Here is a 25,542-nt window from a genome sequence, read left to right as displayed (position 1 = left end):
TGGGATTCATGTTGCGACGGATCGGTACGGCGAGTCTCCTGGCGGTGGCACTCACGGCATGCGGCGGCGGGGCGGCGGACGTCGCCCCCGCCGCGAAGCCGCCCGCGTCCGAGGCGAGTCCCGCCACCGAAGCCACCGGCCGGCCCGCCGAGCCCACCGCCACCGGGTCCAGAGCCGCCCCGGCCGCCGACCCCGTCAAGCGGGCGCTGGCCGGGATGAGCGTTCGGGAGAAGGTCGGCCAGCTGTTCATGCCGGTCGTCTACGGCACCGCGGCCGACACCGTCTCCGGCGAGAACCAGGCCCGCTACGGCGCCCAGACCCCGGAGAAGGTCGTCGCCAAGTACCACCTGGGCGGCGTCATCCTGTTCCCGGCCAACGTCAAGAGCGTCGGCCAGGTTGTAGGGCTGACCAACGGGCTGCAGAAGTCCGCCGACCTCCCGCTGCTGATCGGCACCGACCAGGAGAACGGCCTGGTGTCGCGGATGTCCGCGGTGATGACCCGCTTCCCCGGCGCCGCCAGGATCGGCGCCACCGGCAAGCCCTCGGTGGCGCGCGAGGTGGCCCAGGCCACCGGCGAGGAACTGCGGGCTCTCGGCGTCAACCTCGACTTCGCGCCGGTGGCCGACGTCAACATCGATCCGAAGAACCCGGTGATCGGCGAGCGCGCGTACGGGAACCGGCCCGGCGAGGTGGCCAAGATGGTCGGCGCCGCCGTCAAGGGCTTCGAGGCCGCCGGGGTGGCCGCCACGGCCAAGCACTTCCCCGGCCACGGCGACACCCGGATCGACAGCCACACCGGCCTGCCGGTGATCAAGCACACCAGGGCCCAGTGGGAGCGCCTGGACGCGCCGCCGTTCAAGGCCGCCATCGCCGCCGGGGTCGACGCGATCATGACCGCGCACATCGTGTTCCCCAAGCTGGACCCGTCGGGCGACCCGGCCACGCTGTCCAAGCCGATCCTGACCGGGCTGCTCAGGAAGGAGCTCGGCTTTAAAGGCGTCATCTCCACCGACGCGCTCAACATGGCCGGAGCCCGGGTGAAGTACGACGACGGCGAGGTCGCGGTCCGCGCCGTGCTGGCCGGCGCCGACCTGCTGCTGATGCCCAACGACCTGCCGAAGCAGTATCAGGCGGTGCTGAAGGCGGTCGAGTCGGGCCGCGTCTCCAAGGCCCGGCTGGACGAGTCGGTCACCAGGCTCCTCACGCTCAAGAAGGAGCGCGGCCTGCTCGGCGAGCCGCCCGTCGTCTCGGCGGAGAAGGCGGCCGAGGTGGTGCGCTCGGCCGAGCACCGCAGGCTGGCCGCCCGCGTGCGCTGACGGCGGCGCCCGACCCTTTACTCTTTAACCTGATTTCCGTGAGTAGGGAGGCAGTGTGGTCACCGGGGTGCTGATCGACTGGGGTGGTGTGCTGACCACCAGCATGGCCGACTCCATCGCCAAGTGGATCGACGCCGACCGCATCGACGGTGAGCACTACCGTGCGGTCATGCGCGAGCTGGTCGAGGTCGCCTACAGCGGGGAGGACGAGGAGAACGCGATCCACGCCCTGGAGCGCGGCGAGCTCGACGGGGCCGCCTTCGAGCGCGACCTGGCGGCCCGGCTGCTGACGCTCGACGGCATGCCGCCCGTGGCCGAGGGCCTGCTGACGCGCATGTTCGCCGGGTTCGAACGGGCCGAGGCCATGTACGACATGCTGCGCGAGGTGCGCGGGCACGGCGTGAAGACGTGCCTGCTGTCCAACTCCTGGTCCAACACCTACGAGCGCGACGGCTGGGACGAGGTCTTCGACGCGGTCGTCATCTCCGGCGAGGTGGGCATGCGCAAGCCCGAGCCCCGCATCTTCCACCACGCGCTGGACCTGATCGGGCAGCCGGGCGAGTCGTGCGTGTTCATCGACGACATCGAGGCCAACATCGTGGCCGCCCGCGCGCTCGGCATCGCCGGCATCCACCACCGCGAACCGGACACCACCATCCTGGAACTCGAGTCTCTCCTCCGGCTCCCGCTGCGGCGGGCATGATGGTGCCCGTGCAAGCTGCGAAAGGTTCCTGATGCGCGTCTACCTGCCGTGCACCCTGCCGGCGCTGGCCAGGGCCGTCGAGACCGGCGAGCTCGGCCCCGCCCCGCTGACCGGCTACGCGGTGACGCCCGCGCTGGTCGAGTGGTACGCCTCGGGCGACACCGAGGAGCTCGAGTACGTCGCACTCACCGAGGCCGCCCGCGCCTCGCTGCGCATGCTCGCCGCCGATCTGGCCGACGGCGTGCACGCCGCGCCCCGCCGCGTCGTGGTGGCCGCCGAGGTGGCCGACGGCGCCATCCAGGCGAACGCCGACGTGGAGGAGAAGGGCAGGGTGCGGGTCGCCGAGCCGGTCCCGCTGGCCAAGGTGGCGGCCGTGCACGTCGACGACGAGTACGCGGTCGCCGACGTCAAGGCGGCCGTCGCCGCGCTCCCCGACGCCGACGGGGGCGACGACGACGCCCGGTTCGTCGTCGACGGCGCCGAGGCCCACGAGCTGATGTGGTACGCGACGCAGGAGATCCCCGACCTCCTGACCCTCGACCAGGCAGGCGGGTGACATGACGAAGCACATCGTGTGGGACTGGAACGGCACCCTCTTCCACGACATCGACGCCGTGGTCGGAGCCACCAACGAGGTCTTCAAGGCGTACGAGCTGCCCCCGCTCACCGCCGACGGGTTCCGCGCCGTCTACACCAGGCCCATCTGGGTCGCGTACGAGCGGATGCTGGGCAGGCCGCTGACCGAGGGGGAGTGGGAGCTGCTCGACGACGGCTTCCACGACGCCTACTACCGCCTGAGCGGCGTCTGCGGGCTGGCCGCCGACGCCGAGGTGACGCTGACCACGTGGACGGGTACGCAGTCGCTCTGCTCCATGGCGCCGCACTCCCATCTCGTGCCGAAGGTCGACTCGTTCGGCATCACCCGCCACTTCAACCGGGTCGACGGGCTGCTCGGCGTGACGGGCGGGGAGAAGGCGGCCCACATGGAGGCCCACATCGCCTCGGTCGGCGTGCGCCCGCGCGACGTGCTGGTGATCGGCGACAGCGTCGACGACGGGGTGGCGGCCCGCCACGTCGGCGCCCGCGCGGTGCTCTACACCGGGGGCATGTCGACCAGGGAGGAGCTGGAGTCGACAGGCTTCCCGGTCGTCGACACGCTCGCCGAGGCGCTCGACCATACCTGAAACCGGCGGAGGGCGGCCCCGGCGGCGGAGTTGGCCGTAACCTGGCAGGGTTCGCTTTCAGGAGGCTGCCATCAACCGCTTGGTGCTGTGGAACGTCGACCTCACGCTGGTCGACGTGGCGATCGTGACCAGAGACGCCTACGCCGAGGCGTTCCGCGCCGTGACCGGGCGGCCGCTGGTCAAGCTGGTGCCGCCGATGGGCCGGCCCGACTCCGAGATCATCTTCGAGACGCTGGCCGTCAACGGCGTCGTCGCCGACGACGACCACCTGCCGCGCTTCCTCGACGCGCTGTCCGCGGCCTTCGCCGACCGGCGCAAGCGGCTGGCCAAGGAGGGCCGGATGATGGCCGGGGCCAAGGACGCGCTCAGGTCCGTGGCCCGGCTCGACGGCGCGATCCAGGCCGTGCTGACCGGCACGATCAAGAGCAACGCGGTGCTCAAGCTCAAGGCGTTCGGGCTCGACAAGTACGTCGACTTCGAGCTCGGCGGCTACGGCGAGGAGCCCTACCCGAAGGCGAGCCTGCTGCAGGTCGCCCAGGGCCGGGCCAAGGAGCGCCTGGGCGTCCCGTTCACCTCGGCCAACACGGTGATGATCGGCGACTCGGCGCGTGACGTGCAGGCGGCCCGCATCGGCGGGGCCGGGATGGTCGCGGTGGCCTCGGGGCGCGCGACGGCGGCCGAGCTGCGCGAGGCGGGGGCCGACATCGTGCTGCCCGACCTGTCGAACGCCGCCGAGGTGGTGGCGGCGGTCGCCGCGCTGACCAGCCCGATGGACCGCAAGGCGGGCTGATCAGGGCGACCAGGCCGGTTCCGAAGGCGCGGGATGATCAGCTCAGCTCACGCAGGAAACGGGCCGCGACCGGGGCCGCCACCGCGGAGCCCGCGCCCCCGCCTTCCACCACGACGGCGAAGGCCAGGTCGCCCCGGTAGCCGATGAACCACGCGTGCGAGGGCGGCTCCTCGCCCGAGCCGTACTCGGCGGTGCCGGTCTTGCCCGCGGTGCCGGGCGGGAAGCGCACGGCGTGCGCGGTGCCGTCGGTGACGACGGCGGGCATGAGGTCGCGCAGCGCGGCCACCACGTCGTCCTCCAGCGGCCGCGGCCGCAGCGTGCGGTCGGGCACCGCCTCCTCGGCCACGAGCCGGGGTGGGCGCCAGGCGCCGTCGGCGATCGCGGCGGCCACCGACGCCATGTTGAGCGGGCTGGCCAGCACCCTGCCCTGCCCGATGGAGGCCGAGGCGAGGTCGGTGGCGTCCTTCGGGGCGGGGAAGTCGGCCTTGACCGCCGGCACCCCCGGGGTGATCTTCTCGCCGAAGCCGAAGCTCCGCGCCACCTCCGCCAGGCGCTCGGCGCCCAGGCCCGACACCGTCATGTCGCCGAACGTCGTGTTGCACGAGTGCGCGAACGCGTCACGGAACGACAGCGTGCCGAAGTCCTTGAACCCGGCGTTGTGGAACGGGAAGCCGCCGATGTTCTGCTCGGCCGGGCAGGACACGTCCGCGTCCGGCTCGGCCCCGCTGGCGACCAGCGCGGCGGCGGTCACCACCTTGAACGTCGAGCCCGGCGGGTACTTGCCGAGCAGCGCCCGGTTGAACCCGCCGGGCTTGTTCACCGCGGCCAGGATCTCCCCGGTGGAGGGCCGCAGCGCCACCAGCGCGGCCGGCTTGTCCACGTCCTCCAGCGCCGCGGCGCCGGCCGCGTGCACCTTCAGGTCGACCGTGATGCGCACGGGCTCCTTCTCGCGCGTCCCCGACAGGGTCTTGACCGGTTTGCCTCCCTCGTACAGCCGCACGAGGTTGCTCTTGGTCTCGGCGAACCGGTCGGGGTAGGTCTCGCGCAGCCCCGCGACGAGCTGCTGCACCGAGCCGGGGGAGCCGGGGGCGTCGACCCGGGTGCCGTCGGCGGCGAGCACCGGGGTGGCCTCGTCCTCGACCCGGATGAGCCTGATCGACCGGTTCCCGGTCAGCTCCGGGTGGAGCGCGGCCGGGCTCCAGTCGATCTTCCAGGTGCGGTCCCGCTCGACGACCTTCAGCTCCCCGCCGTACCTCCAGTCGCCCGCGCCCTGCACGGCGGCGGTGAAGCTGACCGAGCCGGTGTCCTCGGCGCTCGCGGCGAAGACGCCGTTGGGCACGTGCCGCCGCAGCGTGATGTGCTCGGCCTTCAGGTCGGCGAGGAAGCGGCGGTGGCGGCGCTCGAAGTCGGCGGGCGGGTCGGCGACCAGCTCCCGCATCGCCGCGTAGTCGCCCCCGCTCCACGCCGTCAGGTAGGCGTCGGCCACCTCTTCCGGCGAGCCCGTGGTGCGCAGCGCCCATACGGTCCCCGCGGCGACCACCGGCACCATGATCGCGGCCCCGATCCACGGCCACCTGCGTCTCCTGCGCCGGGGAGCGGCCTCCGGCTGCAGATATGCGTACATTTCCCCCATTTGCGAAGCCATGCGACGAGGACAGCAGAGCCCGACACAGCCTGTCCAATACTGATATATAGCCCTCATCGATATATATCTAGATATAGTGGCTGGCCATGGACCTGGTCCGCCACCTCCGCTACTTCACCGTCGTCGCGGAGGAGCTCCACTTCGGCAACGCCGCGATCCGGCTCGGCATGGCCCAGCCGCCCCTCAGCCAGCGCATCAAGCGCCTGGAGGAGGAGCTGGGCGTGCGGCTGTTCGACCGGGGCGGACGCCAGGTCCGGCTCACCGAGGCGGGCAGGCTGCTGCTCGGCGAGGCGAGGGAGATCGTGGCCAGGGTCGACAGGCTGCACGAGCTGGCCCGCCACGGCGAGGGCGCCGTGCTGAAGGTCGGCGTGCCGCCCGACCTGGCCGCCGCCGCGATCGCCGCCCTGGTCGAGGGCTTCCGCGAGACCAGTCCGGGCGTACGGCTCGCGCCGGCGGAGATCTGGACGGCCGACCAGGTGACGGCGCTGGCCGGCGGCACGATCGACGTGGGCCTGGTGCGCCACCCGGTGAACGCCCCCGGGCTCGGCTTCGGCCCGCTGCTGGTGCAGCCGCAGGGCGTGCTGCTGGCCGAGAGCGACCCGCTGGCCCGCGCGGGCGAGCTGCACCTGGCCGACCTCGGCGGGCGCGAGCTGCTGATGCCGCCCAGAGAGGGGGAGCCCGGCATGCACGCCGAGACGCTGGCCGAGTGCCGCCGCCACGGCTACGTGCCCGGCCAGGTCCACCAGGGCGCCGGGCTGGGCTTGGTGCTGGCCGGGATGGCGGTGGCGTTCGCGCCCAGGGCGGAGGTGCCGGGCCTGGCCTGGCGGCCGCTGCTAGGCTCCCCCATCGCCTATCGGGTCTCCACGGCCTGGCGGGCGGAGACGGAGGCGGTCAAGGGCTTCTCCGCGCTGGCCGTACGGATTCTTAAGGAGCGGGCCGGGATGACGGACGAGGCGGCGGCCCCCGTGCGGCGGGTCAGCCGGAGGCCGGGGATGCTGGCATGACCGGGCCGGCGTTCGCGGAGCTGTTCCGGGTGGCGGGCGTGACCGGCTGGCTGTTCGCCGCCGACCTCGACTCCGGGCGGGAGGTCGGCCACGACCCCGACGAGTGGCTGCCGATGGCCTCGATGTTCAAGGTGGCGCTGATGGTCGAGCTCTGCCGGCAGGCCGACGCCGGGCTGCTCGACCTGACCGGCCGGGTGACCGTCACCGCCGCCGACCGGGCCGCCGGCCCCACGGGGCTGTCGGCCATGCACGACGACGTGACCATGTCGCTGCGGGACCTCGCCTACCTGATGATCGCGGTGAGCGACAACACCGCCGCCGACGCGCTGCTGTCCAGGGTCGGCATGGACGCGGTCAACGCCATGCTGGAAGGGTTCGGGTTCGAGGCCACCCGCGTGCTGATGACCGCGGGGGAGACCAACGGGAGCATGGCGGTCGACACCGGGCACGGCTGGCCGTACCTCGACCCGGAGGACCTGGCCAGGATGCGGGCGCTCGACCCCGCCCGCACCAACCGCAGCACCCCGCGCGAGCTGGCCCGCCTGTTCGGGCTGATCTGGCACGACGAGGCCGCCTCGCCCGAGTCCTGCGCGTGGATGCGCACCGTGCTCAACCTCCAGGTCTGGCCGCACCGGCTGGCCGCCGGCTTCCCGTACGACGACGTGGCGGTCAGCGGGAAGACCGGCACGCTGCCGACGATGCGCGGCGAGGCGGGCGTGGTCGAGTATCCCGACGGCGGCCGCTACGCCGTGGCGGTCATCACCCGCGCCTTCAGCGCCGCACTCAACCATCCGCGCGCCGACGCGGTGATCGGCACGGCCGCGCGTATGGCGGTGGACCACCTGAGGCGCTAGCAAGTTATGTGGGAACGCGGGTATGAATCCCGCCCGGCCTGCCGACAGGATGGGGCACATGGTTGCTGAAGGTGCACTTCTCTGGGAACCGACCGACGAGATCGTGGCCCGCGCCGAGCTGACACGCTATCTGGCGTGGCTGGGCCGCCCCGGCGAGGCGTACGAGGACGTGTGGCAGTGGTCGGTCGACCACCCGGCGGAGTTCTGGTCGTCGATCTGGGACTACTTCCAGGTGGTCGGAGAGCGTGGCGACGGGCCCGTCATCTCTGGGACGATGCCCGGCACCGAATGGTTCACCGGGTCCGCCGTCAACTACGCGGAGAACGCCCTGCGGCGCACCGAGGGCACCGCGGTCGTGTTCGTCTCGGAAGACGGCGCCCGCCAGGAGATCTCGTACGCCGAGCTGCGTGACGAGGTCGCCCGGGTGCGGGCCGGCCTGGTGCGGCTCGGGGTCGGGCGCGGCGACCGGGTGGCCGGCTACCTGCCGAACATCCCGCAGGCGCTGATCGCGTTCCTGGCGACCGCCTCGCTCGGCGCGATCTGGTCGGCCGGCTCGCCCGACTTCGGGGTGCCGAGCGTGGTCGACCGGTTCACGCAGATCGAGCCCAAGGTGCTCATCGCGGTCGACGGCTACCGCTACAACGGCAAGAGCTTCGACCGATCGGACGCGGTCAACGAGATCGCCGCCGCGCTGCCCAGCCTGCGCGCCACCGTGTGGATCCCGTACCTCGCCGCCGCCGAGGACGGGCGGCCGCCGCAGCACGCCGAGCCCGCGCGGCCGGACACCGCCGAGGTGCCGCACGGCGAGGTGATCGGCTGGGAGGGGCTGCGCGCGGTGGCGGGGCCGCTGGAGTTCGAGCGGGTGCCGTTCGGCCACCCGCTGTGGATCCTCTACTCCAGCGGCACGACCGGGCTGCCCAAGCCGATCGTGCACGGCCACGGCGGCGTCGTGCTGGAACACCTCAAGTCGCTCTCCTTCCACCAGGACCTGGGTGAGAGCGATGTGTTCTTCTGGTACACCACGACCGGCTGGATGATGTGGAACTACCTCATCGGCGCCCTGCTGGTGGGGGCCACCCCGGTGCTCTACGACGGCTCGGCCGCCCATCCGTCGCCCGCCGCGCTGTGGCGGATCGCCGCCTCCGAGGGGGTGACCTACTTCGGGGTGGGGGCGCCGTACCTCATGGCCTCGATGAAGGCCGGGGTCGTCCCCGAAGGGCTGGAGCGGCTGCGCGGGGTCGGCTCGACCGGGTCGCCGCTGCCGCCGGAGGGGTTCGCCTGGGTGAGCGAGCGGTTGCCGGGGGTGCCGATCGGGTCGTTCTCCGGCGGCACCGACGTCTGCACCGGGTTCGTCGGGGCCACCATGCTCCATCCGATCAGGGCCGGGGTCATCCCGTGCCGGTCGCTGGGGGCGAAGGTTGAGTCCTTCGACCCCAGCGGCAAGGCGGTCGTCGGCGAGGTCGGCGAGCTGGTCATCACGGCGCCGATGCCCTCGATGCCGGTCGGGTTCTGGAACGACCCCGACGGCGAGCGCTACCGGGAGAGCTACTTCGACGTCTACCCGGGCGTGTGGCGCCACGGCGACTGGATCAAGCTGAACGACGACGGCAGCTGCGTCATCTACGGCCGCTCCGACTCGACGCTGAACCGGGGCGGCGTCCGGATGGGCACCAGCGAGTTCTACCGGGTCGTGGAGCGGTTCGGCGAGGTGGCCGACAGCCTCGTCATCGACACCGGTCAGCTCGGGCAGGAAGGGCGGCTGCTGCTGTACGTGACGCTCGCCGACGGGGCCGACATGACCCCCGAGGTGGAGCGGGCGATCCGCACGGCGCTGCGCAAGGAGCTGTCGCCCCGCCACGTGCCCGACGAGATCCACGCGGTGCCCGGCATCCCGCGCACGCTGTCGGGCAAGAAGCTCGAGGTGCCGGTACGCAAGATCCTGCTCGGCACGCCCGTCGAGCAGGCGGCCAACCCCGACGCCATGGCCAACCCCGAGGTGCTGCGCTACTTCACACCCTGAGCGGGCGCAGCGCCTTCGCCCACGAGCCGACCTGGTCGAGCATGACCGTGACGCGTTCCTCCTGGTGCGGACCGGGGGTCAGCACGCTCATGTTCTCGAAGTCGGTGTAGAGCGAGAGCGTGACCTGGGCCGGCACGTCGGCGATCTTGACCTGGCCGAGCACCTGCCGCAGGTGCTCGGCCGCCCGCGCCCCGCCGTCGACGCCGTAGCTGACCAGGCCCGCGGACTTGTCGCCCCACTCGTGGAAGAGGAAGTCGATGGCGTTCTTCAGCGCCCCCGTGTACGAGTGGTTGTACTCGGGGGTGACGAACACGAAGCCGTCGAGCCCGGAGATCCGCTCCGACCACGCCTTCGTGTGTTCACGCGCGTACTGGCCCATGGCGGCGGGCACCGCCTCGTCCAGGTGCGGCAGCGCGAAGTCCTGCAGGTCGACCAGCTCGTAGTCCGCGTCGCCGCGCTTGACCGCCAGGTCGTGCACCCAGCGGGCGACGGTCTCGGCCGCCCGTCCGGGCCTGGTGCTGCCGATGACGATGCCAATCCTGATCATGAAGTGCTCCTCAGAAAGTGATGATGATCTTGCCGCGGATCTCGCCGGCCTCGGCCCTGCGGTGCAGCTCGGCCGACGCGGTGAGCGGGTGGGTCTCGGCGATCTCGACGACGAGCTCGCCCTTGTCGATCAGCGCCGCCATCTCGGCGAGCTGGCCCGGGTCGGCGCGGCTGACGAAGTGGCGTGCGTTCGGGGCCTCGACCGGCGTGGCCACGGTGATGACCAGGTCGCCGAGCGGGGCCAGCGCCGCCGCGTCCGCGGGGGCCACGGCCGCCAGGTTGAGCACCACGTCCATGCCGCCGGGCAGCGGCTCCGCCGTGTAGTCGACGATCTCGTCAGGGCCCAGCCGGGCCACCGCCTCCCGGCTGCGCGGGCTCGCCGTGGCGGTCACGGTCGCCCCCGCCCGCTTGGCGAGCTGCACGGCGAACAGGCCGATCCCGCCGCCCGCGCCGTTGACGAGCACCCGCTGCCCGGCCCGGATCCCCGCCTCCTCGTACACCGCCTGCCAGGCCGTCAGCCCGGCGACGGGGATCGCGGCGGCGTGGGCCAGCGGGATGCCCTCCGGCGCGGCCGCCAGCTCGGTCTCGGACGCGACCGCGTACTCGGCGGCGCTCCCGCTCACCAGGCCGAACACCCGGTCGCCCGGCGACCAGCGGGTGACGCCCCGGCCGGTCTCGGCGACGGTGCCCGCCAGGTCCCAGCCCAGCGTGAGCGGCAGCGTCAGGTCGAGCATGTCCTTCAGGTAGCCCGCCCGCAGCCCCACCTCCGAAGGGTTGAACGAGGTGGCCGCCATCCGGACGAGCACCTCGCCCGGCCCGGGAGACGGTCTCGGCACGGCCTCGTAACGGATCACGCCGGCGTCGCCGTACTCATGGATGCGCGCGGCGCGCATCAGGGTCGTGGTCACGGAATCCTCCTCTGCCGCAAGCAACGGTAGGAGGGATGGGTGCGCCTTCCAATGCGTGAATGTCTGTCGTTTATACGCGATCGTCTTCCGGGCTAGACTCGCCCTGTGGACGTACTCAGCGATGTGATCGCCGGCATGCGGGTCGGCCTGCCCCACTCCGTCCGCGTCGCCTGGCACGCGCCGTGGGGTCAGCGGTTCCCCGCGATGCCCGGCTCCGCCGGTTTCCAGGTGATCCTGCAAGGGTCCTGCTGGCTGCTTCCCGACTCGGGCGAGCCGATCCAGCTCCACGTCGGCGACGTGCTCTTCTTCCCGCACGGCCATGGCTACGTGCTGGCCGACTCGCCGGCCACCGAGATCGCCGACAGCCACTGCGGTCCCGACGGGAAGATCGAGCTGTTCGCCTCCGCCTCGGCGGGCGGGTCCGGCGCGGTCACGGTGACGCTCTGCGGCGGCTACCGGCTCGACCAGACGCTCGGCCACCCGATCCTGCGCGATCTGCCCGACCTGATCCACCTGCCCGCGCGCCTGGGGGAGCAGCGGGAGCTCCGTGCGGCCGTCGACCTGCTCGCCGCCGAGATCGCCGACCCGCGGCTGGGCGCGGACACCATCGTGGCGTCCCTGCTCGACACCCTGCTCCTCTACATCATGCGCGCCTACCTGGACTTCGACGTCGAGCGCTGCACGGTCGGCCGCTGGGCCGCCGCCCTGGCCGACCCCGGCATCAGCGCCGCCCTGGAGGCCGTCCACGGCGACCCCGCCCGCCCGTGGACGGTCGCCTCGCTCGCCGAGCTGGCCGGGCTCTCCCGGGCCGCCTTCGCCCGCCGCTTCGCCACGCTGGTGGGGCAGCCGCCGCTGGGCTACCTGACCTGGTGGCGGCTCGCCACCGCCGCGCGGCTGCTGCGCTCGACCGACGCGCCGCTGAGCGAGGTCGCGCGCCGCGTGGGCTACGGCTCGGAGTTCGCGTTCGCCAACGCGTTCAAGCGCGCGCACGGGGTCGCTCCGGGCAGGTACCGGCGGGAGTCCTGCCCGCTGACACCGGCCCTTGCCGAGTGAAGTCCATCATGTACGGACGACGGCCGCTTTTCAGCGTTTCGTGGGTTTTTGACAGTCGAGAGAAAAGCGTTCGCTGACGCGGCCTTTCGGTGGAAATATACGGAACTATGCGTAGTTGGCCGTTTTTTCGACTTTCCATCACGACGCCGCGTCTCGAACTCCGCTATCCCTCACTTGAGGACCTGGACGAGCTCGCGGAACGGGCGGCCGAAGGCGTGCACGAAGCCGGCGTGATGCCGTTCCTGTTCCCCTGGTCCGAGGCGGCCCCGGCCGAACGGGCCCACAGCACGATCCAGTACCACTTCCGGCAGTGGGGCGAGCTGTCGCCGGCCAAGTGGTCACTGGACTTCGTGGTGGTCTTCGAGGGCCGGATCGTCGGCACGCAGGCGCTGGCCGGCCGCGACTTCACGCTCCTGCGCGAGGTGTCGTCGGGGTCCTGGCTGGGCCGCCGGTTCCAGGGCATGGGCATCGGCACCGAGATGCGCGGCGCGGTGCTCCACCTGGCCTTCGCCGGTTTGGGCGCCGAGTACGCGACCACCGAGGCGTTCGAGGACAACCACTCCTCGATCGCGGTGACCAGGAAGTTCGGCTACCACGATGACGGCATCACCCTGCACAGGCGGCAGGGCAGGCCGGTCGTCACCCGCAACTTCCGCCTGCCCCGCGCCGGATTGGACCCCGGTGGAGGGGATCGAGATCCACCACCTGGGCCCGTGTCTCCCGCTGCTCGGCCTGTAGCGGTCAACCCGCCTCCGCCAGCCGCAGGGCGAGCGCCGGGCACATGTCCACGGCCCGGTTCGCCTCCTTCAGCATCCAGCCGGGCACCGTCTTGAACGACGGGAACCCGTAGTCGTCCAGCGTCACGAACTCCGGCAGCAGGTGCGCGCAGAGCCCGTGCCCCTGGCAGCGGGTCCAGTCGACGTCCAGGCGGTACTCCGGCTCGTCCTCGCGCTCCGGCAGCGGCAGCACGCCGCGCACCGGCCGCCCGCAGGAGCCGTGCTCCAGGTGGAGCGCGATGTCCTCCTCGAAAGCGTCCAGCGACGACAGCACGAACCTGGCCGTGCCGTCCGGGTGGAAGCAGGCCCCCCGCCGCTCCACCGCGCGCACCGAGCGGCGCACCGCGTCGATCGAGCCCGTGCCGTCCGCCAGCGCCGTCAGGCCCCTGGCCACGTCGGGCAGGCCCAGCCGGCACGGGCCGCACTGCCCCGACGACTGGGCCGCGAGGTACGCGGCCACCCGGGCCGCCTCGCCGACCGGGCAGGTCGACTCGCCCAGAGGCACCACGATGCCGGCGCCCAGGCTGCCGCCCGCCTGCTTCATGCCCTCACGCGAGACGATCGCCGACATCGCCGTGCGGGAGTCCAGCCAGGCGCCGTGGTAGCCGCCGATGAGCACGCCGTCGCCGATCTCCGACTCGCACACGTCGAGCACGTCGATCAGCCTGGTGCCCGTCGGGGCCTCCACCACCGCCGGGTTCGCGGCCCCGCCGCTCACCGTCAGCAGCACGGTCCCGGGCTCCCTGCTGGTGCCCACCTTCGCGTACTGCTCGGCGCCGAGCTCGGCCAGCACCGCGAGCTGCGCGTACGTCTCGGTGTTCGACAGCAGGGTGGGCAGGCCGTCCACGCCGCTCGTGCTGGCCCGCCGCTTCCGGCCGGGCGGCACCGGCTCCAGGCCGTTGACGGCGCGCACCAGCGCGCCGCCCTCGCCGGAGATGAACCGCTCCTGCAGGCCGACGACGCGGATCCCGATGCGGCTCTCGGCGGCGCCCGCCACGTTGGCGGCGCGCCGCTCGGCCACGGCGGCGGTGATGGACGACTCGGCCACCTCGCCCGCCACGGTGGCGACCACCACCTCGCGGGCGTTGAGCGCCTCCGCGGCCAGCACGGCGCCGTCCAGCACCAGGTGCGGGTTGCGGACGAGCAGCATCGCGTCCTTGGAGCTGGCGGGCTCCCCCTCGGCCCCGTTCACCAGGACCACGCACTCGCCCGAGCCGGCGGCGTCGGAGACCGCCCGCAGCTTGCGCGCGAACGGGAACGCCGCGCCGCCGCGCCCGCGCATGTCCACCTCCTCCACCTGGGCGATGATGTCGTCCAGCGTGCGGGGCACCTGGTCGCCGTGGAGCGTGCGATGCGCCGGCAGGTCCAGCCGCCTGGTGTGGTCGAGTCCGGCGGTGAGCCGGGCCGGTCCCAGCCGCAGCACGCGCGGCACCGAATGGGGGATCACGGCTTCTCCTGGTCGATCATGGGCGGGGTCATCCCGCCTCCCGGTACTTCCGCCGGGCCTCGGCGAGGCTCACCGGCGCGTTGACCCCCGCGGGCACCTCGACGGGTGCGTCACTGGCCTCGGGCGCGTCGACCCACTCCGCGGTCTGCGGCGGCCGCAGTATCGTCGCGAGCAGGCGGACGAGCAGCGCAGAGGCGACGGCGGCCAGGCAGGCGATGTACGACCAGGAGACCCAGCTCGCCGCCCACCGGCCCGCGGTGAGTCCGTGCAGGATGGAGACCGGCCAGGCCACGTAGGCGGAGGCGTGCATCAGCCGCCACACCCACGGCCTGCCGGTCACCGCGAACCTTCCCCGTACGATCCCCGTGATCACGACCACGACCATCGCGTCGAAGGCGATCGTCCCGAACCCGACGTAGATCCCCTCGACGGGGATCACGGCGGCGGCCGGCGAGACGTGCTCCAGCGAGATCATGAGCGCGACGTGCGTGAGCAGGAACGCCGTCCCGGCGAACGCGGCGGCCCGGTGCGCGAGCTGCGCGCGGACCCGGTTCGCCGGGGACAGGAAAACACGTTCGGTGGTGAGCAACCCCAGGGCCACCGTCGCTGTCAGGGACACCAGCGCCAGCACGCCCGCGTAGTACTCGAGGAAGCTCACCCCTCGGCCGAGCATCTCCATGCCGCGATCCGTCAGTGTCAGTGCGAAGACCGACAGAAGGACCGCGGCGATCGACGCGCTCGCCCCGAGCCGGATGTTCCTGGTATCCAGCTGAGTGGGGGCGTGCCGGGGGTGTCGTCTGTGGAGCATCCATTCCCTCCAAGGTCGGATGAGGGTGCGACTCGGGAGGGCCTACTCGGCCTCGTTGCTGTTCCCGGGGACGGAGGTCAGCAACGACGGCCTCGGTTGATGCAGTTCACGACGTTGGACATGAGCCGCTCCGGCATCACGTTCACGAAGTCACCGTGGTCGGTGACCGGGTTGTGCAACTGCTCGGGGAAGGCGTCGAGGGCGAACGAGGGGCCCCTCGGCACCGAGTAGGCCAGAGTCATCCGCAGCTGCGGGACCGGCTGCGTGCCCTGCGGGCAGGCGCCGCTCTGGTCCGGGAAGACGATGTGCGTGCGGTGGTTGGCGCTGTCGTTGTTCTGGCCGTCCCAGCAGCTCGGGAAGTCCATGATCCGGAGGACCTGGCTGCCGCGCGGGCACAGGGGGTACTTGTCGGAGCTGATCCGGTTGGTGAAGCCGCTGCAGGACCAGCCGGCGCGGGCGTTGGCCGGGCCGTTGGTGGCCGCCTTGGCGTCGCCGGTGATGATCCGCAGGAAGCGCGGCATCGCCACGACCCGGGCGCGCGCGTTGCCGCGGAACTGCAGGGTCACCGACCGCGGACGGAGCACCTGGCCGACGTTGCGGTCGGGGTCGTCGACGTTCTCGTCGACCGTGCGGTCGCGCAGCACCGGCCAGAAGTACGTGGACTTGTCGCCCAGGCGGCACGTGGTGCCCGCGGCTTCCAGGCTCTCGTCGGTCGAGAAGGCGTCTGCCGACAGGTTGCCCACGTAGTCGTGCAGGTGGTGTGCCCCATTGCGCACTCCGGGAGCGACGATGAAGTTGTCGGGGTTGAAGTGGCCCTCACCGTTGGTGCCGCAGCGGGACACGAACGTGCCGCGCGAGCCGCCTCGGCCGATGCGGGCGTCCTGCCGGCTGCGCGGGATCTGCCTGATGTCCACGAAGTCGGTCACGAACGGGCCGATGTTCAGGCAGTCCGACTCCTGGCCTCCGGTGGGCGACGGTGAGGCGGTGCTGGACGGCTGCTGACTGGGCCTGGGCCTGTTCCGGCGGCGGTCGCGGTCCTGGTCCCGGTTCCGCTGTCCGAAGGTCTCAGCGGACGCCTCAGGGTCCGCCGGCGGGTCGACGAGGGCCCCGCCCCCGTTCTGGTCCTGCTGGTCCTGCTGGGCCCCCTGGTCCTGGCCCTGCTGGTCGTTCTGGTTCTGGTTCTCCTGGTTCTGTTGCCCGTCGCCGTTCTGGTCCTGCTGGGCTCCCTGATCCTGGCCCTGCTGGTCGTCGTCCCGGCCCTGGTTCTCCTGATCCTGCTCCTGCGGAGCCTGGCTCTGCTGCGGCTGGTCCTGTGGCTGGTCCTGCTGCTGGTCTTCAGGCTGGTCCTGAGGTTGGTCCTGCGGTTGGTTCTGCTGCTGACCAGGAGGCCGCTGTTCGGTGATCTCACAGTCGGCGAAGGCCGGTTGAGCGCCGCCGACGACCACTGCGGACACCAGCCCGCCGGCCACCACCGCTAAGGCGGATATGGCCGCGGCCATGCGTCTGGATCTCATGGTTGTCTCCTCGGGTCGACCGCCGCTGGGGCGGGTGCTGCCTGTGAGGGCAACGGGGGCTCCGGAAGCTCGTCGTAATTGACCAGGCCGGTGGACTCCAGCAGCGTCATGTGCCGCATGACCACGGTCACGGCCGTCCCGGCGAACTTCCTGATCTCGGCGTTGCGGGTGCCCGCCCTCACGTTCGCCACGACGGCGAACACCTTGCCATGTGCCGCACGCAGCAGGCGGGCGAAGTCCCTGTCGAATGCCGGACCGGTCTCGGACGCTAGCTGCGCCATCCACCGTTGCTGGTCAGGGCTCGGCCGATCGGGAAGCGGGACGTTGAGCTTCGCCGCCACCCGGCGTACCTGCGCGTCCAGCTTCGTGTGGTCCTCCACGAGATGTTGCCCGACGTCCTTGACCCGCGCGGAGTCCGCGCGCTTCTGGGCCCATTGGCCGACGGGGATCTCCCAGAGGCCGGCTTGCCGCACCTTGACGAGGAAGTCGCGGTCCGCGGGCCCGAGCGGGCCCGTGGACGTCTGCGTCACCTCTGTCAGCACGGCCGTGTTCGCCTGCGGCATGACCAGGAGGATCGTGACCGCTGCCGCGAGGGCGAAGCCGCCGAACATCACTACTTCGCCACGCAAAAGCCTGTGCATGGTGGGAGGTACGCGGCCTTATCACGGCCGGTTCACCCATCCTGAGGAATAGTTAGAAATAACTGGAGTTATCGGAGTGGCTACCGGACTGATAACGAAGGTGTAAAGATGTGCCCCGTGCTGAGTCACCTCGACGGCAGGTTCGAGAGTGCTGATGCCGAGGCGGAGCACCGCATCGCGGTGCTGTACCAGGAGTTCGGCGGCCCTCTACTGCGCCATGTACGTAAGTCGACCGGTAACGATCTGCAATGGGCTGAGGATGTGGTGCAGGAGACGCTCGTCCGGGCCTGGCGCAACTCGGCCAGACTGCAGTGGGAACCGGGCCTCCTCTGGGCGTGGCTGCTGACCGTGGCCCGCCGGATCGTCATTGACGGACGTCGGCGAAAGAGTGTTCGGCCTCATGAGGTCGAGCCCCCGGAAGTCGACATGATGGCGGTGCCCGACGGCTCCGAGAGAGCGCTGTCCGCGATCGTCGTGGCGGACGCTCTGCGCAGCCTGTCGGACGAACACCGCGAAGTTATTGAGCAGACCTACCTACGGGACCGTACGATAAGTGAAGCGGCGGCGATTCTGGGGATCCCGCCGGGCACGGTGAAGTCCCGGCTCTACTACGGCATCCGGGCTCTCCGTGAACTTCTGCGGGACAAGGGGGTAGCCGGCTGATGCATGACGGGGTGGCCGCCTACGTCCTCGGCGTGCTCGATGATTCGGAGCACGAGGCGTTCGAGCGCCACCTCGAGGTGTGCGAGCAGTGCCAGGCTGAGCTTGTCGAACTGGCCGAAGTGCCGGACCGGCTCGACGAGCTCAAGCAGGCGCCCTCCGCATCCGAAGACGACCCGCCGATGTCGATGTCACGTTGACGTCTTTGCCCTTTTCGGGTGGTATCGGTACGGCGAGGCGTGCGCCCGGTTTCGCTTCACCGGGGATGTGGGGGAGGTGTGCGGTGGGCATCGACGACGATGCGACCGTCCCTCGCGACAGGCAGTTCGGTGAGGAGGGCCGCCGGTTGTCCTACGGCGGCCGCCTCCGGCTGGTCGAGCAGGTCGAGGTCCTGGGAGACGATGACGCCCCCAGGACTTTCTTGCGTTCGGGGCCGATGTCCCGCCGGCCGGAAGTTTTCAGTCCATACGGGCATGTCCGTAGTGAAATGTACTATTTCCCGCTGTCGTGGGAACTCAAAGCCTGGCTCCAACCCCGCCATGGCTAACCCTCACAAAGGAGTGAGAGCGAAATGCCGCTCGACGAGGCCAAGGATGAGCTGCTCCAGCGAGCCGCGCAACGGTGCGCGGTGGGCAGCGACCATGTGAGCCCCGAGGAGGCACTGACCTTCCTGCGCGTCTACTACCGGCACGTGCCCCCCGACGACCTGCTCGACCGCAATCTGGTGGACGTGTACGGTCCGGCGATGTCGCAGCGGCAGCTGGCCGAGACCCGCCCGCAGGGCAGGCCGGTGGTCCGGGCCTACACCCCCACCCTGGACGAGAACGGCTGGGACCCCGGCCGCTCGGTGGTCGAGGTGGTCACCGACGACATGCCGTTCCTGGTCGACTCCGTCACGATGGAGCTCGACCGGCACGGCATCGGCGTCCACCTCGTGGTCCACCCGCAGATCCGGGTCCGCCGCGACCTGACCGGCAAGATCCTCGGCAGCGGCCAGGAGGACGTCACCGGGCAGATGCTGGTCGAGTCGTGGATCCACGTCGAGATCGACCGCCAGTCCGACCCCGCGCTGCTCAAGGCCCTGGAGACCGACCTGCAGCGGGTGCTCACCGACGTGCGCCACGCGGTCGAGGACTTCCGCAAGATGCGCGCGCTGGCCCTGCAGACCGCCGAGGACCTGGCGGTGAACCCGCCGCCGCTGCCGCCCGCCGAGGTCGAGGACAGCCTCGACCTGCTGCGCTGGCTCGCCGACGGGCACTTCACCTTCCTCGGCTACCGCGAGTACCGCCTGGAGAGCGGCGAGGAGGGCGAGACGCTGCGCGCCCTGCCGGGCGCCGCGCTCGGCATCCTGCGCGACGACAAGGTGCACTCCGACAGCTTCTCCGCGCTCCCCGCCGAGCTGCGCGCCAGGGCCCGCGAGAAGCAGCTGCTCATCATCACCAAGGCCAACTCCCGCGCCACCGTCCACCGCGACGCCTACCTCGACTACATCGGCGTCAAGCTCTTCTCGCCCGAGGGCGAGGTCGTCGGCGAGCGCCGCTTCCTCGGCCTCTTCACGCACGTCGCGTACAACGAGTCCATCTCCCGCATCCCGGTGCTGCGCCGCAAGCTCGCGGCCGTGATCGAGGCCGCCGGGCTGACCGCGGAGAGCCACGACGGCAAGGACCTCATCGAGATCCTGGAGACGTTCCCCCGCGACGAGCTGTTCCAGACCTCGACCGAGCAGCTGCTGCCGATCGCGCTGGGCGTGCTGCGGCTGCGCGAGCGCAAGCAGGTCAAGCTCTTCCTGCGGCGCGACGACTACGGCCGCTACATCTCCTGCCTGATCTACCTGCCGCGCGACCGCTACACCACCATGGTCCGCCTGCAGATGCAGGAGCTGCTGCTCAAGGCGCTGGGCGGCAAGGGTCTCGACTACCGGGCGTCGATAGGCGAGTCCGCGCTGGCCCGGCTGCACGTCGTCATCCGCGGCGAGCGGGGCAAGCAGCTCCCGGCGCCGGGCGTGGACGTCGAGGAGCTGGAGGCGCGGCTGGCCGCGATCACCCGCTCCTGGGAGGACGACCTCGGCGCGGCCATCAGGGAGATGACCTCCGAGGAGGAGGCCCCGGGCCTGGTCAAGCGCTACCACGTCGCCTTCCCCGAGGCGTACAAGGCCGACTTCCAGCCCCAGGTGGCCGTCGCCGACCTGCGCCGGCTGGAGCATCTCGTCGGCGCGGGCGACGACGAGATCGACCTCAACCTGTACGAGCCGTACGACGCGGCGGAGGGGGAGCGGCGGCTCAAGGTCTACCGGCTCGGGTCGTCCATCTCGCTGTCGAAGATGCTGCCGCTGATCCAGCGCCTCGGGGTCGAGGTGGTGGACGAGCGCCCGTACGAGATCGACCGCGACAACGACCCGGCCACGAAGAACGCCTGGATCTACGACTTCGGGCTGCGCTACACCCCGTCACCCGAGATCGAGCGCGGCGACTTCAAGCGGCTCTTCCAGGACGGGCTGATGGCGCTCTGGCACGGGCGGGCGCCGGCCGACGACTTCAACGCGCTCATCCTGAAGGCCGGGCTGACCACGGAGCAGGTCGAGATCCTGCGCGTCTACGCCAAGTATCTGCACCAGGCCGGCAGCAACTTCTCCCAGCGCTACATCGAGCAGGTCCTGCTGGGCAACGTGCGGCTGTCCCGGCTGCTGGTGCGCCTGTTCGAGTCCCGCCTGGACCCGCGCCGCGACGGCGAGGTGCGCGAGGACCTGACGGGGGCGCTCAAGGAGGAGATCCTGGGAGCGCTGGACGAGGTGGCCTCGCTGGACGAGGACCGGATCCTGCGCGCGTACCTGGAGATGATCGAGGCGACCCTCCGCACGAACTACTTCCAGACCGTCGACGGGAAGCGGAAGCCGTACATCTCGCTCAAGTTCGACCCGCAGGCCATCAGCGTGCTGCCGCTGCCGCGGCCGAAGTACGAGATCTTCGTGTACTCGCCCCGGGTGGAGGGCGTCCACCTGCGCTACGGCAAGGTCGCCAGGGGCGGGCTGCGCTGGTCGGACCGGATGGAGGACTTCCGGACGGAGATCCTCGGCCTGGTCAAGGCCCAGATGGTGAAGAACACGGTCATCGTCCCCACCGGCTCCAAGGGTGGGTTCGTGGTGAAACGTCCGCCCGTGACCGGTTCCCGGGAGGACCTGCTCGCCGAAGGCGTCGAGTGCTACCGGATGTTCATCTCCGGCCTGCTCGACGTCACCGACAACCTGGTCGACGGCAAGGTCGTGCCGCCGCCCGACACCGTCAGGCACGACGGCGACGACACCTACCTGGTGGTCGCGGCCGACAAGGGCACCGCGACGTTCTCCGACATCGCCAACGGGGTCGCCAAGGAGTACGGGTTCTGGCTCGGCGACGCCTTCGCCTCCGGCGGATCCATCGGGTACGACCACAAGGCCATGGGCATCACCGCCCGCGGCGCCTGGGAGTCGGTCAAGTACCACTTCCGCACCATGGGCGTGGACGTGCAGACCACCGACTTCACCGTGGCCGGCATCGGCGACATGTCGGGCGACGTGTTCGGCAACGGCATGCTGCTGTCCCAGCACATCCGGCTGGTGGCCGCCTTCGACCACCGCCACATCTTCATCGACCCCAGCCCCGACGCGGCCCGCTCCTACGCCGAGCGGCGCCGTCTCTTCGAACTGCCGCGCAGCTCCTGGGCCGACTACGACGCCTCGCTCATCTCCAAGGGCGGCGGCGTGTTCCCCCGTACCGCCAAGTCCGTCCAGCTCACCCCGCAGATCCGCGACGCGCTTGGCCTGCCCGGCGACGTGACCTCACTGGCGCCCAACGACCTGATCAGCGCCATCCTGCGCGCCCCCGTCGACCTGCTGTGGAACGGCGGCATCGGCACCTACGTCAAGTCCAGCGCCGAGACCCACGCCGACGTCGGCGACAAGGGCAACGACTCGCTCCGGGTCGACGCCGCCGACCTGCGCTGCAAGGTCGTCGGCGAAGGCGGCAACCTCGGCTTCACCCAGCTCGCCCGCATAGAGTTCGCGCTCGACGGCGGTCTCATCAACACCGACTTCATCGACAACTCCGCCGGCGTCGACACCTCCGACCACGAGGTCAACATCAAGATCCTGCTGGATCAGGTGGTCCGCGACGGCGAGATGACCGACAAGCAGCGCAACCAGGTCTTCACCTCCATGACCGACGAGGTGGCCGAGCTGGTGCTGCGCGACAACTACGCGCAGAACGTCGTCCTGGCCGCCGCCCGCGCCCAGGCCGTCGAGATGCTCCACATCCACGCCCGCTACCTGCGCCGCCTCGAACGCGACGGCCGGGTCAACCGGGGTCTGGAGTTCCTGCCGTCGGACAAGGCGCTCGCCGAGCGCCGCCAGTCCAGGCTCGGGCTGACCGCGCCGGAGTTCTCCGTCCTGCTCGCCTACACCAAGCTCGTCGCCGACGCCGAACTGCTCGGCACCGAGCTCCCGGACGACCCGTACCTCGCGCCCCGGCTCGTCTCGTACTTCCCGTCGGCGCTGCGCGAGCGGTTCCGGGCCTACATGGACGCGCACCCGCTGCGGCGCGAGATCATCGTCACCGGCATCGTGAACGACCTGGTCAACTCCATGGGGACCACATTCCTGTTCCGGGTCGGCGAGGAGACCGGCGCCTCGCTGCCCGACATCGTGCGGGCCTTCCTCGTCACGCGTGAGGTCTTCGACCTGGCCAGCTTCCACCGCAAGGTGGAGTCGCTGGACAACGAGATCGACACCGCCACCCAGCTCGCCATGCTGCTGGAGGCGCGCAAGCTGGGTGAGCGCGGCACCCGGTGGCTGCTCACGAACCGCCGCCCGCCGCTCGACCTGGCGGGCTCGGTCGGCTTCTTCGTCAAGGGCGTCAACGGCCTCCTCGGCCACCTGCCCAAGCTGCTCACGGGCCCCGACCTGGCCGCCTTCGAGGACCGCCGCGACTCCTTCGTGGCCCGCGGCGTCCCCGCCGACCTGGCCGAGCGGGTGGCCGCCATGGTGCCCGCGTACTCCACCTTCGACCTGGTGGAGATCGCCTCCATCAGCGGCCGCCCGGTCAACGAGGTCGCCGAGGTCTACTTCGACCTCGCCGACCGTCTCCAACTGGCCCGCCTCAGGGAACGCATCATCGCGCTGCCCCGCGACAGCCGGTGGAACGCGATGGCCCGCGCCGCCCTCCGCGACGACCTCTACGCCGCCCACGCCTCGCTCACCCGCGACGTCCTGGCCCACAGCTCCTCCGGGCTGCCCCCCGAGGAGCGGCTGGCCAGGTGGGTGGAGGCGAACTCGGCGGCGGTCGGGCGCAGCAGGCAGACGCTCTCCGAGATCTGGGAGAGCGACAACTTCGACCTGGCCACGCTGTCGGTGGCGCTCCGCGCCATCCGCACCCTGGTCTCGTCGACCAGCCTCCCGCGCACGGAGGCCTGAGCCCGTCGTCCGGGGCGGCGCCTGATCGGCCGGTGCCGCCCCGGACGAGGCGGGTTTCACCAGTGGTCCGGATGGACGCGCCTCGCGTCAAGTCTGCGCCACTTTTCACCGAATGAGGTGCTTTGTCCGAATTGCGGGTAGGGCATGCCGCGGCGAACAGGCACCAGCACATTCGGGTCTGTCCGCCTGCACTGCACCAGTGTTCGTCGAGATGGTGAGCGAGCGGAAGGAGCGCTGATCATGTCGAACAAGTTGCAGGTGGCCTTCGCCGTACTCGCCGGCTATTGCCTCGGAAGGCGCCGGAAGCTGCGCACGGCGGCGGCTCTGGCGGCGGCGGGGCTGGCGGGGCGTGCGAGCTGCGGCAACGGGGGCCCGCTCGCGCAGGGCGTCAAGGCGCTCGGCTCGACCCCGGAGCTCCAGCAGCTCACCGAACGCCTTCGTGGCGAGCTCGTGGAGGCCGGCAAGACGGCGGTCATGACCGCGGCGAGCAGGCAGATCGACTCTCTGAGCCAGAGGCTGCAGGAGCGCGCGGGGTCACTCGGCGGTGTCGGCGAAGCCGCGGACAAGGTCACCAAACAGGCGTCCCGCGACGAAGAAGGCGAAGAAGGCGAAGAAGAGGACTACGAGGAAGAGCCCGAAGAGGAGGCCGGCGAGGAGGAGGGCGAAGAGGAAGAGGCCGAGGAGCCGGCGCGGGCCAAACGGCCGGCGCGGACCCAGGAGAAGGCCGAAGGTGAGGGGGCACGTCGGCGCACGCGTCCCGTCCGGCGGGCCGGCCAGTCACGGGGGTGAGCGAAGTGGCTGATGCGGAGAGATTGAGGAAGGCGGCGACCGGTGCCGTCCGGGGAGTGGCAGGCAAGGCGGGGAGAACGGCCCGCCAGACCGGCGAAGCCGCGACGGAAACGGCCGGGGACCAGGTCAAGGACACCGTGGGCAAGGCGGCCGAGACCGGCCAGGGGGTCGCTGGGAAGGCGGCTGAGACCGGCCAGGGGGTCGCTGGGAAGGCGGCCGAGGCCGGCGAGGGAGTGGCCGGCGGCCTGCCGATGAGCCGGCTGGTGGAGTCGGCTCAGGGTCTCCTGCAGGCCGCGGGGACGCGAGTGCTGTCCTCCGCGGGGGACAAGATCGAAGGCCTGACAGGCCGGCTCACCGACTACGTGGAACACGGGGGCAAGAGTTTGATGAGCGCGGTGACGGGCTCGGACAAACCGGGCGGCTTCCTGGGCGGGGCTCTTAAGGGCGGGCTCAAGGGCGGGCTCAAGGGCGTGATGCAGAAGATCACCGGCGGTGGTGGCGGTGGCGGACGAGGCCACGAGAAGGTCACCAACATCGTGGAGGCGCTCGACATCGGCGCGCCCCGCCGTCTGGTGTACGACCAGTGGACCCAGTTCCAGGACTTCCCGACCTTCATGAAGAAGGTCGAGACCGTCAAGCAGGACTCCGACGAGGAGCTCACCTGGAAAGCCCAGGTCTTCATGTCGCACCGGAGCTGGAAGGCGACCATCATCGAGCAGATCCCGGACCAGCGGATCATCTGGCGCTCGGAAGGGGAGAAGGGTCGCGTCGACGGGGCGGTGACCTTCCACGAGATCACTCCCGACCTGACCCGGGTCCTGGTGGTGCTGGAGTACCACCCGCAGGGCCTGTTCGAGCGGACCGGCAACCTGTGGCGCGCGCAGGGACGTCGGGTGCGGCTGGAGCTCAAGCACTTCCGGCGGCACGTGATGGCGCACCTCCTGCTGAACCCCGACGAGCTTGAGGGCTGGCGCGGCGAGATCCGCGACAGCGAGGTCGTCAAGGACCACGAGACCGCGGTCCAGGAGGAGCAGGCCGAGCAGGGCGAGGAGGAAGAGGAGCCCGAGGAGCCTGAAGAGGGCGAGCGGGCGGAAGCCGAAGAGCCCGAAGGCGAGGAGGAAGAGGAGGAGGAAGAAGAGGAGCCTGAGGAGGAGCCCGAGGAAGAGGAAGAAGAAGAGGAAGAGGAACCCGAAGAGGAAGAGGAACCCGAAGAGGAAGAGGAGCCCGAGGAGGAGGAAGAGGAAGAGGAAGAGGAAGAGGAACCTGAAGAGGAAGAGGAGCCCGAGGAGGAGGAGCCGCCCAGACGGCCCGCCACCGCGCGGCGTCGTGGCACGACGTCCAGACGCCCGGCTCCCGAGCCCGAGCGGCCGGTGCGCCGCCGTCGGGCCAGATCCGAGTAGTCACCCGTCAGGGCCGGTCGGCCACTACCAGGGGGTATGAC

Annotated in this window: 23 protein-coding genes; 16 read left to right on the top strand and 7 right to left on the bottom strand. The window is 71.0% G+C overall.

Going from position 1 to position 25,542, the window contains the following annotated elements:
* Positions 1 to 8: 8 nt before the first annotated feature.
* The 5 genes from nagZ to ACIBF7_RS27490 all read left to right on the top strand — a co-directional run bounded on the left by nagZ (position 9) and on the right by ACIBF7_RS27490 (position 3,993).
* Positions 9 to 1,316 carry a beta-N-acetylhexosaminidase gene (gene nagZ, locus ACIBF7_RS27510; RefSeq protein WP_148034207.1) on the top strand — a complete coding sequence of 436 codons (1,308 nt, stop codon included), beginning with the start codon at positions 9 to 11 and terminating at the stop codon, positions 1,314 to 1,316.
* A 55-nt stretch (positions 1,317 to 1,371) separates the two neighbouring features.
* Positions 1,372 to 2,019 (top strand): HAD family phosphatase, encoded by a 648-nt coding sequence (locus ACIBF7_RS27505; protein WP_271276704.1) that lies wholly within the window; start codon positions 1,372 to 1,374, stop codon positions 2,017 to 2,019.
* A 31-nt stretch (positions 2,020 to 2,050) separates the two neighbouring features.
* Positions 2,051 to 2,575, top strand: coding sequence for a DUF6912 family protein (locus ACIBF7_RS27500; protein ID WP_148034206.1), 525 nt, complete (start codon positions 2,051 to 2,053; stop codon positions 2,573 to 2,575).
* 1 nt (position 2,576) lies between these two features.
* Positions 2,577 to 3,203 carry an HAD family hydrolase gene (locus ACIBF7_RS27495; RefSeq protein ID WP_148034205.1) on the top strand — a complete coding sequence of 209 codons (627 nt, stop codon included), beginning with the start codon at positions 2,577 to 2,579 and terminating at the stop codon, positions 3,201 to 3,203.
* A gap of 82 nt (positions 3,204 to 3,285) precedes the next feature.
* Positions 3,286 to 3,993, top strand: a complete 708-nt coding sequence (locus tag ACIBF7_RS27490; protein WP_148034924.1) for an HAD family hydrolase — start codon at positions 3,286 to 3,288, stop codon at positions 3,991 to 3,993.
* Positions 3,994 to 4,030: 37 nt separating this feature from the next.
* On the opposite strand, the gene ACIBF7_RS27485 is transcribed toward ACIBF7_RS27490, so the two are convergent.
* Entirely contained in the window at positions 4,031 to 5,617 is a 1,587-nt protein-coding gene (locus ACIBF7_RS27485) for a penicillin-binding transpeptidase domain-containing protein (protein WP_397198477.1), read from the bottom strand.
* Between the two features lie 107 nt (positions 5,618 to 5,724).
* Here ACIBF7_RS27485 and ACIBF7_RS27480 point away from each other — a divergent pair, with 107 nt between their 5' ends.
* From ACIBF7_RS27480 to ACIBF7_RS27470, 3 genes are read left to right on the top strand one after another with little or no spacing between them, the layout of a single operon-like run.
* Positions 5,725 to 6,642, top strand: a complete 918-nt coding sequence (locus tag ACIBF7_RS27480; RefSeq protein WP_397198476.1) for a LysR family transcriptional regulator — start codon at positions 5,725 to 5,727, stop codon at positions 6,640 to 6,642.
* Positions 6,639 to 7,496 (top strand): serine hydrolase, encoded by an 858-nt coding sequence (locus ACIBF7_RS27475; RefSeq protein WP_148034202.1) that lies wholly within the window; start codon positions 6,639 to 6,641, stop codon positions 7,494 to 7,496. The genes ACIBF7_RS27480 and ACIBF7_RS27475 overlap by 4 nt, the downstream gene beginning before the upstream one ends.
* 58 nt (positions 7,497 to 7,554) lie before the next feature.
* Positions 7,555 to 9,516, top strand: a complete 1,962-nt coding sequence (locus ACIBF7_RS27470) for an acetoacetate--CoA ligase (protein ID WP_397198475.1) — start codon at positions 7,555 to 7,557, stop codon at positions 9,514 to 9,516.
* On the opposite strand, the gene ACIBF7_RS27465 is transcribed toward ACIBF7_RS27470, so the two are convergent.
* The gene (locus ACIBF7_RS27465; RefSeq protein WP_364225760.1) at positions 9,506 to 10,063 is read right to left on the bottom strand and encodes an NAD(P)H-dependent oxidoreductase; all 558 of its coding nucleotides are present in this window, start codon (positions 10,061 to 10,063) and stop codon (positions 9,506 to 9,508) included. The two genes, ACIBF7_RS27470 and ACIBF7_RS27465, sit on opposite strands and share 11 nt — an antisense overlap.
* 10 nt (positions 10,064 to 10,073) lie before the next feature.
* The gene (locus ACIBF7_RS27460; protein ID WP_397198474.1) at positions 10,074 to 10,970 is read right to left on the bottom strand and encodes an NADP-dependent oxidoreductase; all 897 of its coding nucleotides are present in this window, start codon (positions 10,968 to 10,970) and stop codon (positions 10,074 to 10,076) included.
* A 105-nt stretch (positions 10,971 to 11,075) separates the two neighbouring features.
* Between ACIBF7_RS27460 and ACIBF7_RS27455 the strand changes: the two genes are divergently transcribed.
* A complete protein-coding gene (locus ACIBF7_RS27455) occupies positions 11,076 to 12,023 on the top strand; it encodes an AraC family transcriptional regulator (RefSeq protein WP_397198473.1) in 948 nt (315 codons plus the stop codon).
* A 107-nt stretch (positions 12,024 to 12,130) separates the two neighbouring features.
* The gene (locus ACIBF7_RS27450; protein WP_397198472.1) at positions 12,131 to 12,856 is read left to right on the top strand and encodes a GNAT family N-acetyltransferase; all 726 of its coding nucleotides are present in this window, start codon (positions 12,131 to 12,133) and stop codon (positions 12,854 to 12,856) included.
* Here the strand turns inward: ACIBF7_RS27450 and ACIBF7_RS27445 are convergent.
* The 4 genes from ACIBF7_RS27445 to ACIBF7_RS27430 form a co-directional block, all read right to left on the bottom strand.
* Positions 12,765 to 14,246, bottom strand: coding sequence for an NADH-quinone oxidoreductase subunit NuoF family protein (locus ACIBF7_RS27445; RefSeq protein WP_148034197.1), 1,482 nt, complete (start codon positions 14,244 to 14,246; stop codon positions 12,765 to 12,767). The two genes, ACIBF7_RS27450 and ACIBF7_RS27445, sit on opposite strands and share 92 nt — an antisense overlap.
* Before the next feature lie 28 nt (positions 14,247 to 14,274).
* Entirely contained in the window at positions 14,275 to 15,054 is a 780-nt protein-coding gene (locus ACIBF7_RS27440) for a hypothetical protein (RefSeq protein WP_397198471.1), read from the bottom strand.
* A gap of 77 nt (positions 15,055 to 15,131) precedes the next feature.
* Positions 15,132 to 16,568 (bottom strand): DUF1996 domain-containing protein, encoded by a 1,437-nt coding sequence (locus ACIBF7_RS27435; RefSeq protein WP_187281378.1) that lies wholly within the window; start codon positions 16,566 to 16,568, stop codon positions 15,132 to 15,134.
* Complete coding sequence (locus tag ACIBF7_RS27430) at positions 16,565 to 17,197, bottom strand: DUF4142 domain-containing protein (protein ID WP_261808830.1); 633 nt, start codon at positions 17,195 to 17,197, stop codon at positions 16,565 to 16,567. The genes ACIBF7_RS27435 and ACIBF7_RS27430 overlap by 4 nt, the downstream gene beginning before the upstream one ends.
* A 120-nt stretch (positions 17,198 to 17,317) precedes the next feature.
* On the opposite strand from ACIBF7_RS27430, the gene ACIBF7_RS27425 reads away from it, so the two are divergent.
* The 6 genes from ACIBF7_RS27425 (at position 17,318) to ACIBF7_RS27400 (ending at position 25,501) form a co-directional block, all read left to right on the top strand.
* Positions 17,318 to 17,872, top strand: coding sequence for a sigma-70 family RNA polymerase sigma factor (locus ACIBF7_RS27425; protein ID WP_246639336.1), 555 nt, complete (start codon positions 17,318 to 17,320; stop codon positions 17,870 to 17,872).
* Entirely contained in the window at positions 17,872 to 18,069 is a 198-nt protein-coding gene (locus ACIBF7_RS27420; RefSeq protein ID WP_148034194.1) for a zf-HC2 domain-containing protein, read from the top strand. Before ACIBF7_RS27425 ends, ACIBF7_RS27420 begins: the two co-directional genes overlap by 1 nt.
* 83 nt (positions 18,070 to 18,152) lie before the next feature.
* A complete protein-coding gene (locus tag ACIBF7_RS27415) occupies positions 18,153 to 18,416 on the top strand; it encodes a hypothetical protein (protein ID WP_148034193.1) in 264 nt (87 codons plus the stop codon).
* Positions 18,417 to 18,440: 24 nt separating this feature from the next.
* Complete coding sequence (locus ACIBF7_RS27410; protein WP_397198470.1) at positions 18,441 to 23,312, top strand: NAD-glutamate dehydrogenase; 4,872 nt, start codon at positions 18,441 to 18,443, stop codon at positions 23,310 to 23,312.
* 240 nt (positions 23,313 to 23,552) lie between these two features.
* The gene (locus ACIBF7_RS27405) at positions 23,553 to 24,101 is read left to right on the top strand and encodes a hypothetical protein (RefSeq protein ID WP_187281377.1); all 549 of its coding nucleotides are present in this window, start codon (positions 23,553 to 23,555) and stop codon (positions 24,099 to 24,101) included.
* 56 nt (positions 24,102 to 24,157) lie between these two features.
* Positions 24,158 to 25,501 (top strand): SRPBCC family protein, encoded by a 1,344-nt coding sequence (locus ACIBF7_RS27400; protein ID WP_397198469.1) that lies wholly within the window; start codon positions 24,158 to 24,160, stop codon positions 25,499 to 25,501.
* The last annotated feature ends 41 nt before the right edge of the window (positions 25,502 to 25,542 follow it).

This window comes from Nonomuraea sp. NPDC050478 (assembly GCF_044458265.1).
Classification (GTDB): Bacteria; Actinomycetota; Actinomycetes; order Streptosporangiales; family Streptosporangiaceae; genus Nonomuraea; species Nonomuraea ferruginea.
The sequence above is the reverse complement of the archived record's forward strand: the minus strand, read 5'-3'. Positions and strand labels throughout refer to the sequence as shown.